Genomic DNA, 15,423 nt, shown 5'->3' with positions numbered 1-15,423 from the left:
CTGGCTTCCTTCCGTCCCCTCAGTGGTCGCCCTTGCGGCCACGCCTGCGGTCCTGGGACAGGTCGCTGCCGGCTACGGAGCGGTCGTCCTCCGAGATGTTCTTGTCGTCCAGCAGCTGGCCGGCCTCGGAGGCGACCCGCTTGCTCGTGTGGTGGCCACGTTCCGCGTCGGACAGGGCACTGGCGGCCACGGAGCGCTCTTCCGGTGTGGCGTTCGGGTCGGCCATGATGCGTGCGGCCTCTGATGCGTCCATCTTGCCCGTCATGATCGCTCACCTTCTGTGTCGGGGAGCGTCGTGCCCGCACCCCTCGGTCAGCGGCCGTACACGCTCCGAGTGGGACGGGGATACGGCCATCTCCATGCTACCGAGATTCATCCGATATGCCGACAAATCAGGCGCTTTGGGGTTCGCGCAACGTGAGATGCCGGCCCAGGTGGTCGGCGGTCGGGGTGCCGCCCTCCCGCGCCACGTCCTCGGGGCGGCCCTCGGCGACGATGCGGCCGCCGTCGTCGCCCGCGCCCGGGCCGAGGTCGACGACCCAGTCCGCGGCGGCGACCGTACGCAGGTCGTGCTCCACCACGACGACCGAGTTCCCGGCGTCCACCAGACGCTGCAACTGCCCGACGAGGAGATCGATGTCGGCGGGGTGCAGCCCGCTGGTGGGCTCGTCCAGGAGGTACAGGCTGTGGCCACGAGGGGCGCGGTGCAGCTCGCTCACCAGCTTGATCCGCTGGGCCTCCCCGCCGGACAGCGTCGTGGCGCTCTGGCCCAGCGACAGATAGCCGAGGCCGATGTCGGAGAGCAACTGGAGGATGCGGGCCGCTGGTTGGACGTCGTGGAGGAACTCCAGCGCCTCCTCCACGCTCATCGCCAGCACGTCGGCGATGGTCTTGTCGCGGTAACGCACCATGAGCGTCCCGGGGTTGTAGCGCGCGCCCTCGCAGACCGGGCACGGTGAGGTCTCCGTGGGGAGGAAGAGCAGTTCGATGCTGACGACTCCGTCGCCCAGGCAGTGCGGACAGCGCCCCTGCGTCACGTTGAAGGAGAACCGGCTGGCGGTGTAACCGAGTTCCTTCGCGGCGGGCTGGGCGGCGAACAGCTTGCGGACACTGTCGAACAGGCCCGTGTAGGTCGCGAGGTTGGAGCGCGGGGTGCGTCCGATGGGCTTCTGGTCCACGACCACCAGCCGGTCGATGTTCCCGAGCCCCTCGGCGGAGCGCACCGTCACACGGTCCTCCGTGAGGGCCCACGGCGGCACCCCGTCCTCCTCCTCGTCGGCGGTCTCCACCGAGGCGGGGTTGCGGGCGATGCCCTGCGCGGTCTCGTCGGCGTGCAGATGGTCGCGCACCGTGTCCGCGAGGGCGCGCCGTACGAGGGTCGACTTCCCGGACCCGGAGACGCCCGTCACCGCCGTCAGCGTGCCGAGCGGGAAACTCGCGTCCAGATCACGGAGGTTGTGGCCGGTGACCCCGAACAGGCGCAGCCAGCCCTCCGGTTGGCGGGGCTTCTCGGGCCCGGGCACGGCGGGCGCGCTCGCGGCGAGGTACCGGGCGGTCACCGACTCCTCCGACTGCTCGAGCCGCCCGGCCGGACCGTCGTAGAGGACCTGCCCGCCGTGGCGGCCCGCGCCCGGGCCCATGTCGACGATCCAGTCCGCCGACGCGAGCACCTGTGCGTTGTGCTCCACCACGAAGACGCTGTTCCCGGCCCCCTTGAGCCGTCGCAGGGCGGTCAGCAGCAGCTCCGTGTCGGCGGCGTGCAGTCCCGCCGACGGCTCGTCCAGGACGTACAGCACGCCGAACAGGCCGCTGCGCAGCTGCGTCGCCATGTGCAGGCGCTGGAGTTCGCCGCTGGAGAGGGTGGAGGTCGCACGGGCCGTCGCGAGATAGCCCAGGCCCAGGTCGATCAGCGTGCCCAACTGCTCCTGGAGGCCGGAGATCAGGGCGTGCGCGGCCTGCCGCCGCTCGGCGGGCAGGGCCAGGGTGTCGGGGTGCTCGCGAGCCGTCTCCAGGAAGGCGGAGAGCTGGGTCAGGGGCATGGCGGTGGCGACCGAGATGTCCTGCCCGGCGACGGTCACCGCCAGCGCCTCCGGGTTGAGCCGCTTGCCGTGGCAGGTCGGGCAGAGCTCCTCGGTCATGAACGAGGCGGCCTTCGCCCGCAGATGCGCCGCCTTGGAGGTGGCGAAGGTGTGCAGCACCCACCGGCGGGGGCTCATGTAGGTGCCCTGGTAGGAGCGGGCGACCCGGTGGGCGTCACGGATCGGGTGCACGGTGACGGTCGGCTGCTCGTTGGTGGTCAGCAGCCACTCGCGGCGGGCGGCGGGCAGGGTACGGAAGGGTATGTCGATGTCGATGCCCAGCTCCGCGAGGATGTCGCGGTAGTTCTTGCCCTGCCAGGCGCCCGGCCACGCGGCGATCGCGCCGTCCCGGATGCTCAGGGAGTCGTCGCCGACCAGCTTGCCGTCGTCGACGGTGTGCAGGCGCCCCAGGCCGGAACAGGTTCGGCACGCGCCCACTGCCGTGTTCGGCGAGAAGCTGTCCGAGTCCAGCGGGGCGGCGTCCCGGGGGAACGTCCCGGCGAGGTCCTCGGGGGTCTGCCCGGCCGGGTACGTACCGGCGCGGGAGTACAGCATGCGCAGCACGTTCGAGACCCGGCTCACCGTGCCCACCGTCGAGCGGGTGCTGCCGCCGCTGTGCTGCTGGCGGAGCGCGACGGCGGGCGGCAGTCCGGTGATCTCGCCGACCCGGGGCGCCGAGCCCTGGTCGATCAGCCTGCGGGCGTACGGCGCGACGGACTCGAGGTAGCGCTGCTGGGCCTCGGCGTAGATCGTCGCGAACGCGAGCGAGGACTTGCCGGACCCCGACACGCCCGTGAAGGCCACCACCTGGTCGCGGGGCACGTCGACGTTGACGTGGCGCAGATTGTGCTCGGTCGCGCCCCGGACCTTGATGAGCCCGTCGTGACCGGCGTCCGGGGGGTCGTCGTGCGACGGTGCGCCGTGCGACGCTGCGGACGTCTGTCGGGTCCGTGGTGCCATGGTCACCAACCTAGCCCCGCCCCACGGGGTGGGGAGTGATCGGGTGGTACGGCCGCGAGGAGGCCCCACCGCCCGTGCGCGGGCAGCGGGGCCTCCAGGAGAATGGTGCGCGTGGCGGGCCGCGCCGTCAGTGCTGCGGCGGGTTGTCGCGGTGCTGGGTGCCGTACTGGTCCTTCAGCCGGTCCTGCGCGGAGTCCACCTGGGACTTGTGCTTGTCGCCGGTCCGCTGGTCGATGTAGTCCCCGCCCTTGTCGATGCCCTTGTCGGCCATGTCCTCATGGCCCTTGAGCATTCCCTTGATCTTGTCCATGAAGGACATGGCAGCCCTCCTCGTCGTTTGAGGCTTCCACTCCCAGGGTCACCGGCCCGGGCCGCCCTCGCATCTCGAGAACCGTGCCGGATGCTCCTTGGCTAGGGTTGACGCGTGGCAGAGACCAGCAGCGGGCGGCCCGTGGCCGTGTTCGACCTCGACAACACCCTGGCCGCGACGGCGCACCGCCAGCGCTTCCTGGAGCGGAGCCCGCGCGACTGGGACGGCTTCTTCGCCGCCGCCCCCGCCGACCCGCCGCTGGCCGAGGGGGTCGCGCTGGTGCTGCGGTCGGCCCGCGACTGCGAGATCGTCTATCTGACCGGACGGCCCGAGCGCTGCCGGGCGGACACGGCGGACTGGCTCGCCGCCCATGGGCTGCCCGAGGGCACCGTGCACATGCGGCGCGACGGCGACCGCAGACCCGCCCGGGTCACCAAACTGGAGATCCTGCGCCGTCTCGCCCGGAGCAGGACCGTACGCGTCCTCGTGGACGACGACGAACTGGTCTGCGACGACGCCGAGCGGGCCGGATTCACCGTCCTGCGGGCCCGCTGGGCCGAGCACTCGGCCACCCTGGAGGCGGCGCAGGAGCGCGAGGGACGCACCTGAGCGCGCCGCCGGTCCGGGTGCGGTCCGGCGCCCCGGCCACCCGTCGGCTCAGGTCGTCTCCTCCAGGCGGAAGCCGACCTTCATGCACACCTGGTAGTCCTCGATCCGCCCGTTGTCCAGCCGGCCGCGTACCTGGGTTACCTCGAACCAGTCGAGGTTGCGCAGGGTCTGGTCGGCGCGGGCGATGCCGTTGCGGATGGCCTGGTCGACGCTCTCGTGCGAGGTGCCGACGATCTCGGTGACCCGGTAGGTGTGGTTCGTCATGCGCGGGTGCTCCTCTCCGCCATGAGGCCGTGGGGGCGCGCCTCACATCGGTGCCTCACGTCCGGCGCGACCGGTCCGTCACGCCGTATCCACCGTGCCGTATCCGTGCCCGGCGCGCGAGGCGTCGCCCGCCGGGCACGGGAGGGCCGCAGGGGGTCGCGGCCCAAGGTCCGTCAGCGGGCCACGCTGAGCGACAGCGCGAAGCGGCCCTTGCCGTCCGTCCACCAGTGGGTCAGCTCCAGCCGCGCGGCGGCCAGCTCCGCGGTGACGCCCTCGGGACGGAACTTGGCCGAGACCTCGGTGCGCAGGTCCTCACCGGCCGCGAAGTCCACGACCATGTTGACCCCGGGGAGCTTGACCGTCTGCGCCGTGCGCGAGCGCAGCCGCATCTCGATCCACTCGTGCTGCGGGTCCCACACGGCGACGTGGTCGAAGGCGTCGAGGTCGAAGTCGGCGCCCAGCTCCCGGTCGAGCACGGCCAGCACGTTCTTGTTGAACGCCGCCGTGATCCCGGCGACGTCGTCGTAGGCGAGCCGCAGCACGCGCTCGTCCTTGACCAGGTCGGTGCCGAGCAGCAGGGCGTCGCCGGGTGCGAGCAGCCCGCGCACGGCGGCCAGGAACTCCGCCCGCTCCTCGGGCAGCAGATTGCCGATCGTGCCGCCGAGGAACGCGACCAGGCGCGGGCCGGGCGTGTCCGGCAGCTCCAGCGGGGCGGTGAAGTCCGCGAGCAGCGCGTGCACCGCGAGGTCCGGGCGCTCCGCGGCGAGCGCCCGACCGGCCCCGAGGAGCGCGGACTCGCTCACGTCGACCGGCACGTACGCCTCCAGGGAGGTGAGCGCGTCGATCAGGAGCCGGGTCTTCTCCGAGGAGCCCGAGCCGAGTTCGACCAGGGTCCGCGCGCCGCTCGCGGCCGCGATCTCCCCGGAGCGGTCGCGCAGGATCTCCCGCTCGGCCCGCGTCGGGTAGTACTCCGGCAAGTCGGTGATCTGCTCGAAGAGTTCGCTGCCACGCGTGTCGTAGAACCACTTCGGCGGCAGCGACTTGGGGGTCCGGGTCAGGCCGTCCACGACGTCGGCGCGCAGCGCGGCGCCGGTGGCGTCCTCGGGGAGGGTGCGGGTGACGTGCAGGCTCACGTACAGGGCTCCTTCGGTGAGGGGGGTCCTCCCGCTCGAGCGGAGTCGAGGGTGGGGGAGGACGCGGGGTTCCCGGCCGGAGCGAGTCGCACTCCGGTGGCCCGGCTCGCGGTGAGCACGGTGCGGTCGGGGACTTCCCGCCAGTGGGGGTCGTCGTCGTACGGTTCGGAGGCGACGGTCACCGAGTCGCCGGGTCCCGCGCGGTACCAGAGGCTGTCGCCCCACGCGGTGGCCGCGATCGTGGTGCCGTCGGTCAGCAGCAGGTTGAGCCGGGCGGCGGGGGCGGCCTCCGCGACCTGGCGAACCGTTTCGCCGAGGGCGGCTCCCGGCTCGGCGCCCCCGCGCAGCCGGTGCAGCACCAGCGCCCAGACGAACGCCGAGTCGGTGCGCGCCTCCATCGACAGCAGGTCCACCGGGGGCAGCGTCGGCACCAGCGGGGCGGCCGAGTCGGGCCAGCCCGGCACCGCGCCGTTGTGGCTGAACAGCCACCGCCCGGACGCGAACGGCGCCGCCGCGGCCTCGCCGTCCGCGCCCGCGAGGGTCGCGTCCCGCACGGCCGCCAGTACCGCCCCCGCGCGGATCACCCGCGCGAGGTCGGCGAAGGACGGGTCCGCCCAGAGGGGCCCGGCTCGCCGGTAGCGCGCGGGCACCGGATCGTCCGCCGGGTACCAGCCCACCCCGAAACCGTCGGCGTTCACCGTCCCGTTGCGCTGCCGCCGGGGAGCCCACGCCTGCCGGTACAGACTGTGCGCGGGCTCCACAAGGAGTGCGCCGAGCGACAACTCGGGCCCCAGGTAGGCAAGATGACGGCACATCAGGCGGACTCCGCGTCGCGGGCGGTGCGGAACCCGGAGAAGATCTGCCGGCGGATCGGATAGTCCCAGTTACGGAACGTGCCCCGGCAGGCCACCTGGCCCACGGCGAACGAACCGCCGCGCAGCACCTTGTACTCGGGGCCGAAGAACACCTCCGAGTACTCCTTGTACGGGAACACCGTGAAGCCCGGGTACGGCAGGAAGTCGCTCGACGTCCACTCCCACACGTCGCCGATCAACTGCCGTACGCCGTAAGGTGATTCACCGGCCGGGTAGCTTCCGGCGGGCGCGGGCCGCAGATGCCGCTGGCCCAGGTTGGCGTGGGCGGCCGTCGGGTCGGCGTCGCCCCAGGGGAAGCGCCGGGAGCGGCCGGCGGCCGGGTCGTGCCGGGCCGCCTTCTCCCACTCGGCCTCGGTGGGCAGCCGCCGCCCGGCCCAGCGGGCGTACGCGTCCGCCTCGTACCAGGACACGTGCAGCACCGGCTCGTCCGGCGGCACCGGCTCGGTGACGCCGAAGCGGCGCCTGAGCCACTGCCCGCCGTCCCGGTGCCAGTACAGCGGGGCGGTGATCGAGTGCTGCCGCACGTGCGCCCAGCCCTCCGGGCTCCACCAGCGCTCGGTGTCGTAGCCGCCGTCCTCGACGAACGCCTGGTACGCCGCGTTCGTCACCGGAGTGGTGTCGATCCGGAAGGAGTCCACCTCGCGTACGTGCGCCGGGCGTTCGTTGTCCAGCGCCCAGGGCTCGGTGGAGGTCCCCATGGTGAACGGGCCGCCGGGGACCAGGACTTCGGCCGGACCGGTGAAGGGCGGCGACGGGTCGGGGTCGGGGGCGGTCAGGGCCTGGGGTCCGGTACGGAGCTGATGGGTGATCAGCATGGTCTCGTCGTGCTGCTGTTCGTGCTGCGCGATCATCCCGAAGGCGAAGCCCGACTCGGTCAGCCGGTCGCCCTCGAAGTCCGCGTCCTCCAGCAGGTCGAGGACCCGGCCGCGCACCTCGGCCGCGTACGCGCGTGCCTCCTCGGGTGCCAGCAGCGGCAGCGAGGGACGCTCGGAGCGCGGATGCTCGAAGGCGTCGTACAGGCCGTCGATCTCCGGTCGCATCGCCTCCCGGCCGCCGACCGCCCGCAGTAGCCACAGCTCCTCCTGGTTGCCGATGTGGGCGAGGTCCCACACCAGCGGGGACATCAGCGGCGAGACCTGGGCGGTCAGGTCGGGGTCCTCGACACAGCTGGTCAGCAGCGTGGTCCGGGTACGGGCGGTGACCAGCGAGGCGAGCGCGCGGGCCCGCAGCGTCTCCGGTCCCGCCTCGGGCGTCCCGGTCTCCTGGGCGGTCATGTGCGCGTGTCCTTCCTCCCGCGGGCCGGGCGGTCGATGCCGTCCGAGCCGTCCAGCAGGTCGTCGGCGGGGCAGCGGCCCCGGGCGACATAGCGGTCCAGGTACCCGGCGACGGCGGCCACGACCTCCGGCTCGGCGCCGAGCCGGGGCAGCGCCCGCAGCGCCGCCGTGAAGCAGGCGACGGCCGCCTCGCACAGCCCGGGATCGGCCATGCCCAGCCGGGCCGCGTCCGCCCACAGCGGGTTGTGCGGCGCGGGCAGGTCGTGGGCGCGTTCGGTCAGCGGCTTCACGGCCCGGTGCGCCGCCTCGGCGGCCTCCGGGTCGTCGAAGAGCGCCGCCGTGACCGCGAGCGGCACGATCCAGCCGTCGTCCCCGGGCTGCGCGTCGATCATGCGCAGCTCCAGATGACCGCGCGGTCTGACCGGCGGGAACAGGGTGGTCAGGTGGTAGTCGAGGTCTGCCCGGGTGGGCGGACGCGGTGTTCGCGAGCGGGTCCACTCGCGGAAGGTCAGCTCCTCGGGCACCTCCCAGGGCCCGTCGTCCCGGCGGACGCACATGACGGGGGAGTCCAGTACGTGCCGGGCCCAGTCGGCGCGCGGCTCGCCGTCGGTCGCCGGGGCACCGGCGCGGCCGGGCCCGATCTGCGCCCAGTACGACTGCCGGACGGACCGGCGGCCGGACGGACGCCCGTCGACCAGCGGGGAGTTGGCGAACGCGGCGACCAGCACCGGGCCGAGCCGGTGCGCCAGCCACCAGCGCTGCTCGTGGCCCAGCGGGCCGGGCTCCTCGTACCCGGCGTCCACGCAGACCTGCACGGACGCCGAGGCGCGCATCATGTGCCGCCCGGCGGGGCCGGTGCGGTCCAGGCACGCCTCCATGGCGTCGTAGCGCGCCTCGCGCAGGAAACGGGACGGGGTGTGCCAGGGGTGATGGCCCATGCCGACCAGGGCGAGACCGTCGTCGGCGAGGACCGCGCGGACGGTGTCGAGATCGGCGGACACGGTGCCGACACACTCCATGAGTGAGCCGGCGGGCGGCGAACTCAGCTCCAGCTGGCCGCCGGGCTCGACGGTGAGCGCCGAGCGCAGGGGGACGGGACGCAAGGTCGCGTAGAGGGCCGCGAGACGTTCGGACGGGACCGGGTGGCGGGGGCGGCGCGGGTCCATGACCAGCCACTCCACCTCCACCCCGAGCGTGCGGGGCGGACCGGTCTTGAAGCAGATGCCCCGGATCAGGGCGTCGACCTCGGCTTCGGTTATCGCGGTGCGGTGATCCGTACAGTCACCGCAGTCGCTCAGCGAGTCAGACATGTCGGGATGCTCCTGTTGGGATTCCACCATGTCGCCTGCCCGGCCTCCGGTGTGCCGGGCGGGCCTCGTCCCACCCAAGACCCTCGGACCGCATCGCACAAGGGTGCCCCTCGGGACGTTCGGGATCGGTCATCTCCGGTTCCTCGCGCGTTTCCTCCCGTCCGGTTCTCGGGCCGCGGGGCCCCGGAAACTCCGTTGCGCCGCGAGAACAGCATCGCCCAGGATGACCGCATGAGCACGACGGGGGAGGCCGCGCGGGCGGCGTTCAGGGCGCTTACGGGGGTGGCGCCGTGAGCGCACGCCTGCGCGGAGTGGCGACGGCGACCGAGCGGATCGTCGCCGAGGGGGAGTACACACTGCCGGACGGCCGGACGGTGCCGCTCGCGGACCTGATCGAGGCCGCCCGCGCCGGTACGCGGCTGCACGGCCCGGAGCCGGTCGAGGTGCCGTCACGGGCGGCGCGGACCGACACGTTCTTCGAGGTCACGGGCGAGAGCAGCCTGGAGGCGGCCCGACGGCTGACCGGTGCGGGAGCCCCGGTGGCCGTCCTCAACTTCGCCTCCGCCCGCAATCCCGGCGGCGGCTATCTCAACGGCGCCCAGGCCCAGGAGGAGGCCCTGTGCCGCGCCTCCGCGCTGTACACCTGTCTGCTCCGGGCACCCGGCTACTACGACCACCACCGGGCGGACCGTGACCCCTTCTACTCCGACCGGGTGATCCACAGCCCGGGGGTGCCGGTCTTCCGCGACGACCGGGCGCGGCTGCTGGCCGAGCCGTACACGGCCGGTTTCCTCACCTCGCCCGCCCCGAACGCGGGCGTGATCCGCCGCCGGGTCCCCGAGCGGACCGGCGAGATCCCGGGCGCCCTGGCGCTGCGGGCCGAGCGGGTCCTGGAGACCGCCGCCGCCCACGACTACCGGTACCTGGTGCTCGGCGCGTGGGGCTGCGGGGTCTTCCAGAACGACCCGGAACAGGTGGCGAACGCCTTCCGGACCCTGCTCGTGTCCGGCGGCCGGTTCGCCGGGACCTTCGACCACGTGGTCTTCGGCGTCCTGGACCGCACGGCCGGGGCGACGGTGCGGAGCGCCTTCGCGCGGGTCTTCGCCGCCGAGGTGCGCCCCGGACCGTCACCGGCGGTTGCTCAGGTCCAGCCGTAGCGCTCGTACAGCCGCTGTCGGACCAGGTTGAAGCGCATCCGGTCCAGCGCGCACGCCTCGCGGCGCATCCCGTTCTCGTGCAGCCGCAGCACCCGGTCGACGGCCACCCAGGAGTCGCGTTCCGTGCGGTCCCAGGGGCCCTGGCCTATCGCCACCCAGTCGCGGTGGCTGTCGTGCCGCTTGCTGGAGAGCTGCACGGCGAGGAAGGTGCCGGCCACCTCCCGGGCGACGACCAGCACGGGGCGGTCCTTGCCCCGGCCGTCGTTCTCCTCGAACGGCACCCAGGTCCAGACGATCTCGCCGGGATCGGGGTCGCCGTCGTGGGCGGGGGAGTACTCGGTACGCACCCGGCCGATCTCGCGCGGGTCGGCCTCGGTGGTGGCGTGGGGGCCGTGACGGCCGGGAACGTTGTCATCGTTGAACGTGCTCACGCCACGCACCCTAGCCGAACTGCAACAACGCGAAGGGCGACGGCCGTTCGCCCGTTCCCGGGACTACGGCCGCCGCCCGTCGGTCAGTTGTCCCCCTTGTCTCCGTCCACCGGAACCCGCGTCGCCGTCACCCCGTTGACCGAGGGTGAACCGGCGCCCGGCTGCTGGTTCTTGTGGTCCATCGTGGAGAGCAGCTGACGGGCGAGTCCCAGCCCCGTGCCGCCCATGGTGAGCGCCTTGGCGAACAACTCGCCCATGCCGTCGGCACCGTTGAGCAACACCATGTTGTCGACGTTGCCGAACGCGTCCGCGCCCGCCCGCACGATCTCCGGCCAGTTCTCGGCGAGTTGCTGGGCGACGACCGCCTCCTGGTTCTCGGCCAGGGCGGCGGCCCGCGCCTTGATGGCCTCCGCCTCCGCGAGACCCTTGGCCCGGGCGGCCTCGGCCTCCGCGAGACCCTTCGCCTGCGCGGCGGCGGCTTCCGCCTCACCGGTCGCGCGGGTGGCCGACGCGGTGGCGGCACCCCGGCTCTTGGTGGCCTCGGCCTCGGCTCCGGCGGCGGTCTTGACCCGGGTCGCCTCGGCGGCGGCCGCCAGTTCCGTCTCCTTCGCCTTGGCCTGGGCGGCCGAGATCCGCGCGTCACGCTCGGCCTCGGCCAGCGTCCGCTTCTCGTACGCCTTGGCGTCGGCCGGCTTGCGCACGTCCGCCTGGAGCTGCTGCTCGCGGCGGTTGGCCTCCAGCTCCGCGACCCGGGTCTCCTGGACCACGACCTCCTGCCGCGCGGCCGCGTCCGCGAGCGGCCCGGCCTGCCGGGACTTCGCCGCCGCCTTGTCCCGCTCGGCCTGGTAACCGGCCTGGAGGATCTCGCTGTCCCGGGTGGCCTCGGCCATCCGCGCGTACGACTGCTGCTCGGCCTCGGTGGCGAGCCGGTTGGCCTCGGCCTGGGCGATGCGCGCGTCCCGCTGTACGGCGGCGGCGTGCGGCATCGCCAGGTTCTGGATGTACCCCGTCGGGTCCTCGATCTCGTGGATCTGGAGCGAGTCCACGATCAGACCCAGCTTCTCCATCTCCGTACCGCAGGCGGCCCGCGTCTGGCCGGTCAGCTTCTCCCGGTCGCGGATCATCTCCTCGACCGTCAACCCGCCCACGATGGAACGGAGATGACCGGCGAAGACGTTGTGCACCCGCTCCGACATCAGCTTCTGCTGGTCCAGGAAACGCCGGGCCGCGTTGGCGACCGACACATAGTCGTCGCCCACCTTGAAGATGACCACGCCCCGCACCTTCAGCGGAATTCCCTGCTGGGTCACGCAGTCCACGTGCAGCTCGGTCTCGTTCAGGTCCAGCGAGAGCTTGCGCACCGCTTGCACACCGGGCAGCACGAGCGTGCCGCGCCCCGTGACGATGCGGAAGCCCATGCCCTCCTCGACACCCTCGGTGCGGTGTCTGGACCCCGAGATGATGAGGGCCTCGTTGGGTTCCGCGACCCGCCACATCATCTTGAACACACCGATCAGTACGAGGACGGCGGCAATCGCCGCCCCCGCAACGACGCCGACGATCATCGGCAAACGCCCCCTTGACATGGTGCCCTTGACGGCACCGGACGAAGGGAGTGTGCACCTGCGCGGGTACGGGGAGAAGGCCCCGGCCGAGCCTTGTCACAATCTTGACGAACAGGGCTCTCACCTGGGGCGGGGTGCGCTCAACCGTCGTACGCGGGCGTGACGTAGACCGTGCGCGGCGGCAGGTGTTCCACCACCATGACCACGGTGCCGGGCTCGATCCGGGTGCCGCTGTCGGCCGCGTACGCGAGGAAGTGCTCGGCGCCGCCGCGCACCCGGACGATCACCTCGCCGACCAGCCCCGGGCCGACCGTTCCCGTCACCCGTCCCATCAGCCCGACCATCGACGCATCGCCCATGCGCACAGGGTAAGCGCGGAAAGACGCGGTCCGGCCCGTGCCTGCCGGTCCAACTCCCGGCTCGTCCCTACCGGTTCAACAGGCGCCGCAGCCAGTCGAATCGGGCCGCGCGGGCCGCGCAGGACAGCGCGGTCTTCGGCGCGAGGCCGTCGAAGCCGTGGAACCCGCCCGGCCAGACGTGGAGTTCGGCCACTCCGCCGCAGCCCCAGATGCGGGAGGCGTAGGCCACCACCTCGTCGCGGAAGGTCTCCGCCGAGCCCACGTCCAGGAAGGCCGGGGGCAGTCGGGTGAGGTCGGTCGCGCGGGCCGGTGCCGCGTACGGCGGGACGTCGGGGCCGCCCCGGCGCTCGCCGAGCAGTGCCGACCAGCCGGTCTCGTTGGCGGAGCGGTCCCACACGTCGACCCCGGCCATCTGGTGGCTGGAGCCGGTGTCGTTGCGGTCGTCCAGCATCGGGTACATCAGCAACTGGCCCAGCACGGTCGGGCCTTGACGGTCGCGGAGCAGCAGCGCGAGCGCCGCCGTGAGACCGCCGCCCGCGCTGGCGCCCGCGAGGACGATCCGGTCCGGGTCGCCGCCGAGGTCCTCGCAGTTCCGCGCGGTCCACAGGAACCCGGCGTACACGTCCTCCACCGGTGCCGGGTAGGGGTGTTCGGGTGCGAGCCGGTACTCCACGGAGACGACCACCGCACCGCCGAGGTCGCGGGCCCAGTGCAGCGGGGCGTCCACCCCGGCCCGGTTGGTGCCGAGGACCATGCCGCCGCCGTGGACGTGGTAGATCACCGGCAGCCGGGCGCCGGGGGCGGCGTCGGCGGGGCGGCAGATCAGCAGGGAGATGTCCGGCGCCCCCTCGGGTCCGGGCACCGTGCGGTCCTCCGCGACGAAGGCGCCGCCGAGCGTGACGTCCAGCAGGTCCGGGGGTACGGCCTCGGCGGTCTGCCGCGCGGCGGCGATCCCGTCCGGGGTGAGGGGCGGGGCGTCCTTGAACGGCTCGAGCACGGGGGCGAGTTCCGGGTCGAACGGGGGCGGCTCCGGACGCATGGGGTCTCCTCGGGCTCGGGCGACGGGATGTGGCTCCGTCTGCCCATGGTCCGCCGTTTCGCGCATGCCGGACGACTCCGGGACGGCGCGGACGTCGGGGGCGGCCCGGGTGCGGCCTGGGGAGGGGTGGCGCGTACGGCCCCGGGACAGTGCGAAAGGGGGCCGGAGCCGTCGTGGCTCCGGCCCCCTCTACGGGGCTGCCGCGGCTCAGGCGGCCAGGATCTCACCCGCGCTGCCGTGCAGGCGCGTGACGACCTCGGACAGCTGGGCGGCGACCTCGGCGTCGTCGACCGGGTGGGTCTCGGCGAAGCGGGTCACGGAGCCGGGGATCGAGAGCTTGATGTCCTCGATGACCTTGCCGCCGGCGATGCCCACGGCCTTGCGGGCGTCGTCCTGGGCCCACACGCCGCCGTACTGGCCGAAGGCGGTGCCGATGACGGCGACGGGCTTGCCGGTGAAGGCGCCGGCGCCGTACGGGCGGGACAGCCAGTCGATGGCGTTCTTCAGGACGGCCGGGATGGTGCCGTTGTACTCGGGGGCGAAGAGCAGGAACGCGTCGGCGGCCTGGGCGGCCTCGCGCAGCTTGACGGCGGCGGCCGGGACCTGACCCTCGACGTCCAGGTCCTCGTTGTAGAACGGGACGTCGGCGAGGCCCTCGAAGATCTCGACCTCGGCGCCCTCGGGGGCGAGCTTGGCGGCCGCCTCGGCGAGCTGGCGGTTGTGCGAACCGGCGCGGAGGCTGCCGACGAGCGCGAGGATGCGTACGGACATGGGAGTACTCCAAGGGGGGTGGCTGAAACACGCTTGAAACGATCCGGACCGGGGTCCGTTTAAGTTTCTACCACCCTAACCGGACCAGGGTCCAGTTTTGTTCCCCATGCTTTACGCTGTCTTCATGTCCAGCGCTCTGCCGCCCTGTCCGCAACCCGAGGAGCCCGTCGACGAGCCCCAGTTGCTGGAGGTGGGTCCCGCCCCGGCCGCCTATGAGCCGTGCCTGCGCGCCGACGCGGCCCGCAACCGGGCGCGGCTGCTGGAAGCGGCCTCCCGGCTGATAGCGGAGCACGGGGCGGCGGGGGTGACCATGGAGGCGGTGGCGGCCGCTGCCCAGGTCGGCAAGGGCACCGTGTTCCGCCGCTTCGGCGACCGCACCGGACTGCTGACCGCGCTGCTCGACCACTCCGCGCGCACGCTCCAGGAGGACTTCCTCGCCGGTCCGCCCCCGCTCGGCCCCGGCGCACCGCCCCTGGAACGGCTGCGCGCCTTCGGTGTGGCCGTCCTCCACCGCTCGGCGGAGCAGCTGGACCTGCAACTGGCGGCCCAGCCGGACCCGGGCCGCCGCTACAAACACCCCTCCGTGCAGGCGCTGCGCACCCATGTCACGATGCTGCTGCGACGGCTCGTCCCCGACGCCGACTGCGAGCTGCTCGCCCAGCCGCTCCTCGCCTACCTCGACCCCGCCCTGATCCACCATCTGACCCGCCAGTGCGGGATGCCGATGGAACGGCTGGAGACGGGCTGGCTGGACCTGGTGGACCGGCTGACGGGTGCCTCTGCCTCCGGCGGTCTCGGCGCGGGTCCGGACGGCCGGGGCGAACGGCGGCCCTGACTGCCGGACCGTACGCGGGGTCCTGGTCGACGCGGGCGGCACACCGTCCGACCGCTGCCTCACGGCACCGCCGTCGGCCGCCGTCCCGCGCCGCCGCTGGTCGGCCGCCGGCTCGGGCTGCCACCGGGCGGGCCGCTGCCCTGGGCCGCCGCTGGTCGGGTCGCTGCCCTGGGCCGCCGCTGGTCGGGTCGCTGCCCTGGGCCGCCGCCGGCCGGGCCGCTGTCCCCGGTTCGCCGCTGGTCCGGCCGCCGTGCGGGGCTGCCGCCGTCCGGGGGCCGCTGCTGCTCCCGGTCGGCCGCCGGTCGGCCGCCGTCCCCTGGGGTGCCGCCGGTCGGGCCGCTGCCCCCGGCCGCCGACGCCGGCACCGCGCGCCCGCCGGGTCCGTCGGCGGCGCCGGGGCCGGGGGCGGCGCAGGGGGGGGGGGGGGGGCGGGGCCCGGGGCGGGGGGTTCCC

The 15,423-nt window shown here is 73.5% G+C and carries 16 protein-coding genes; 3 read left to right on the top strand and 13 right to left on the bottom strand.

Annotated features, from left to right (window positions below; translation table 11 throughout):
• Nucleotides 1–19: 19 nt before the first annotated feature.
• The 3 genes from AB0E91_RS00080 to AB0E91_RS00070 form a co-directional block, all read right to left on the bottom strand.
• Nucleotides 20–265 carry a hypothetical protein gene (locus AB0E91_RS00080; protein ID WP_161178686.1) on the bottom strand — a complete coding sequence of 82 codons (246 nt, stop codon included), beginning with the start codon at nt 263–265 and terminating at the stop codon, nt 20–22.
• 127 nt (nt 266–392) lie between these two features.
• A complete protein-coding gene (locus AB0E91_RS00075; protein ID WP_361772706.1) occupies nt 393–3,038 on the bottom strand; it encodes an excinuclease ABC subunit UvrA in 2,646 nt (881 codons plus the stop codon).
• 127 nt (nt 3,039–3,165) lie between these two features.
• Nucleotides 3,166–3,357, bottom strand: a complete 192-nt coding sequence (locus AB0E91_RS00070) for an antitoxin (protein WP_361772703.1) — start codon at nt 3,355–3,357, stop codon at nt 3,166–3,168.
• A 105-nt stretch (nt 3,358–3,462) separates the two neighbouring features.
• On the opposite strand from AB0E91_RS00070, the gene AB0E91_RS00065 reads away from it, so the two are divergent.
• On the top strand, nt 3,463–3,957 hold the full coding sequence (locus AB0E91_RS00065; RefSeq protein WP_361772700.1) for a hypothetical protein: 495 nt from the start codon (nt 3,463–3,465) through the stop codon (nt 3,955–3,957).
• 48 nt (nt 3,958–4,005) lie between these two features.
• Here AB0E91_RS00065 and AB0E91_RS00060 read toward each other — a convergent pair whose 3' ends face one another.
• The 5 genes from AB0E91_RS00060 to egtA form a co-directional block, all read right to left on the bottom strand.
• On the bottom strand, nt 4,006–4,221 hold the full coding sequence (locus tag AB0E91_RS00060) for a dodecin (protein WP_161178689.1): 216 nt from the start codon (nt 4,219–4,221) through the stop codon (nt 4,006–4,008).
• A gap of 173 nt (nt 4,222–4,394) precedes the next feature.
• Nucleotides 4,395–5,354, bottom strand: a complete 960-nt coding sequence (egtD, locus tag AB0E91_RS00055) for an L-histidine N(alpha)-methyltransferase (RefSeq protein ID WP_361772696.1) — start codon at nt 5,352–5,354, stop codon at nt 4,395–4,397.
• Nucleotides 5,351–6,169 (bottom strand): ergothioneine biosynthesis protein EgtC, encoded by an 819-nt coding sequence (egtC, locus tag AB0E91_RS00050; RefSeq protein ID WP_361772693.1) that lies wholly within the window; start codon nt 6,167–6,169, stop codon nt 5,351–5,353. Before egtC ends, egtD begins: the two co-directional genes overlap by 4 nt.
• Nucleotides 6,169–7,503, bottom strand: a complete 1,335-nt coding sequence (egtB, locus tag AB0E91_RS00045) for an ergothioneine biosynthesis protein EgtB (protein ID WP_361772690.1) — start codon at nt 7,501–7,503, stop codon at nt 6,169–6,171. The genes egtC and egtB overlap by 1 nt, the downstream gene beginning before the upstream one ends.
• Entirely contained in the window at nt 7,500–8,813 is a 1,314-nt protein-coding gene (egtA, locus tag AB0E91_RS00040; RefSeq protein ID WP_361772687.1) for an ergothioneine biosynthesis glutamate--cysteine ligase EgtA, read from the bottom strand. Before egtA ends, egtB begins: the two co-directional genes overlap by 4 nt.
• A 290-nt stretch (nt 8,814–9,103) precedes the next feature.
• On the opposite strand from egtA, the gene AB0E91_RS00035 reads away from it, so the two are divergent.
• Complete coding sequence (locus tag AB0E91_RS00035) at nt 9,104–9,970, top strand: TIGR02452 family protein (protein ID WP_361772684.1); 867 nt, start codon at nt 9,104–9,106, stop codon at nt 9,968–9,970.
• On the opposite strand, the gene AB0E91_RS00030 is transcribed toward AB0E91_RS00035, so the two are convergent.
• The 5 genes from AB0E91_RS00030 to AB0E91_RS00010 form a co-directional block, all read right to left on the bottom strand.
• A complete protein-coding gene (locus tag AB0E91_RS00030) occupies nt 9,955–10,401 on the bottom strand; it encodes a type II toxin-antitoxin system PemK/MazF family toxin (protein ID WP_361772681.1) in 447 nt (148 codons plus the stop codon). The two genes, AB0E91_RS00035 and AB0E91_RS00030, sit on opposite strands and share 16 nt — an antisense overlap.
• Nucleotides 10,402–10,484: 83 nt before the next feature.
• Nucleotides 10,485–11,966, bottom strand: coding sequence for an SPFH domain-containing protein (locus AB0E91_RS00025; RefSeq protein WP_361772678.1), 1,482 nt, complete (start codon nt 11,964–11,966; stop codon nt 10,485–10,487).
• A 140-nt stretch (nt 11,967–12,106) separates the two neighbouring features.
• A complete protein-coding gene (locus tag AB0E91_RS00020) occupies nt 12,107–12,325 on the bottom strand; it encodes a hypothetical protein (RefSeq protein WP_361772675.1) in 219 nt (72 codons plus the stop codon).
• Nucleotides 12,326–12,392: 67 nt separating this feature from the next.
• Nucleotides 12,393–13,364 carry an alpha/beta hydrolase gene (locus AB0E91_RS00015; protein ID WP_361772672.1) on the bottom strand — a complete coding sequence of 324 codons (972 nt, stop codon included), beginning with the start codon at nt 13,362–13,364 and terminating at the stop codon, nt 12,393–12,395.
• A 207-nt stretch (nt 13,365–13,571) separates the two neighbouring features.
• Entirely contained in the window at nt 13,572–14,135 is a 564-nt protein-coding gene (locus AB0E91_RS00010; protein WP_161183641.1) for an NAD(P)H-dependent oxidoreductase, read from the bottom strand.
• Between the two features lie 106 nt (nt 14,136–14,241).
• On the opposite strand from AB0E91_RS00010, the gene AB0E91_RS00005 reads away from it, so the two are divergent.
• Nucleotides 14,242–14,970 (top strand): helix-turn-helix domain-containing protein, encoded by a 729-nt coding sequence (locus AB0E91_RS00005; protein ID WP_361772669.1) that lies wholly within the window; start codon nt 14,242–14,244, stop codon nt 14,968–14,970.
• Nucleotides 14,971–15,423: the final 453 nt, after the last annotated feature.

This window comes from Streptomyces sp. NPDC026659 (assembly GCF_040638245.1).
In the GTDB taxonomy this organism is placed as follows: Bacteria; Actinomycetota; Actinomycetes; order Streptomycetales; family Streptomycetaceae; genus Streptomyces.
The sequence above is the reverse complement of the archived record's forward strand: the minus strand, read 5'-3'. Positions and strand labels throughout refer to the sequence as shown.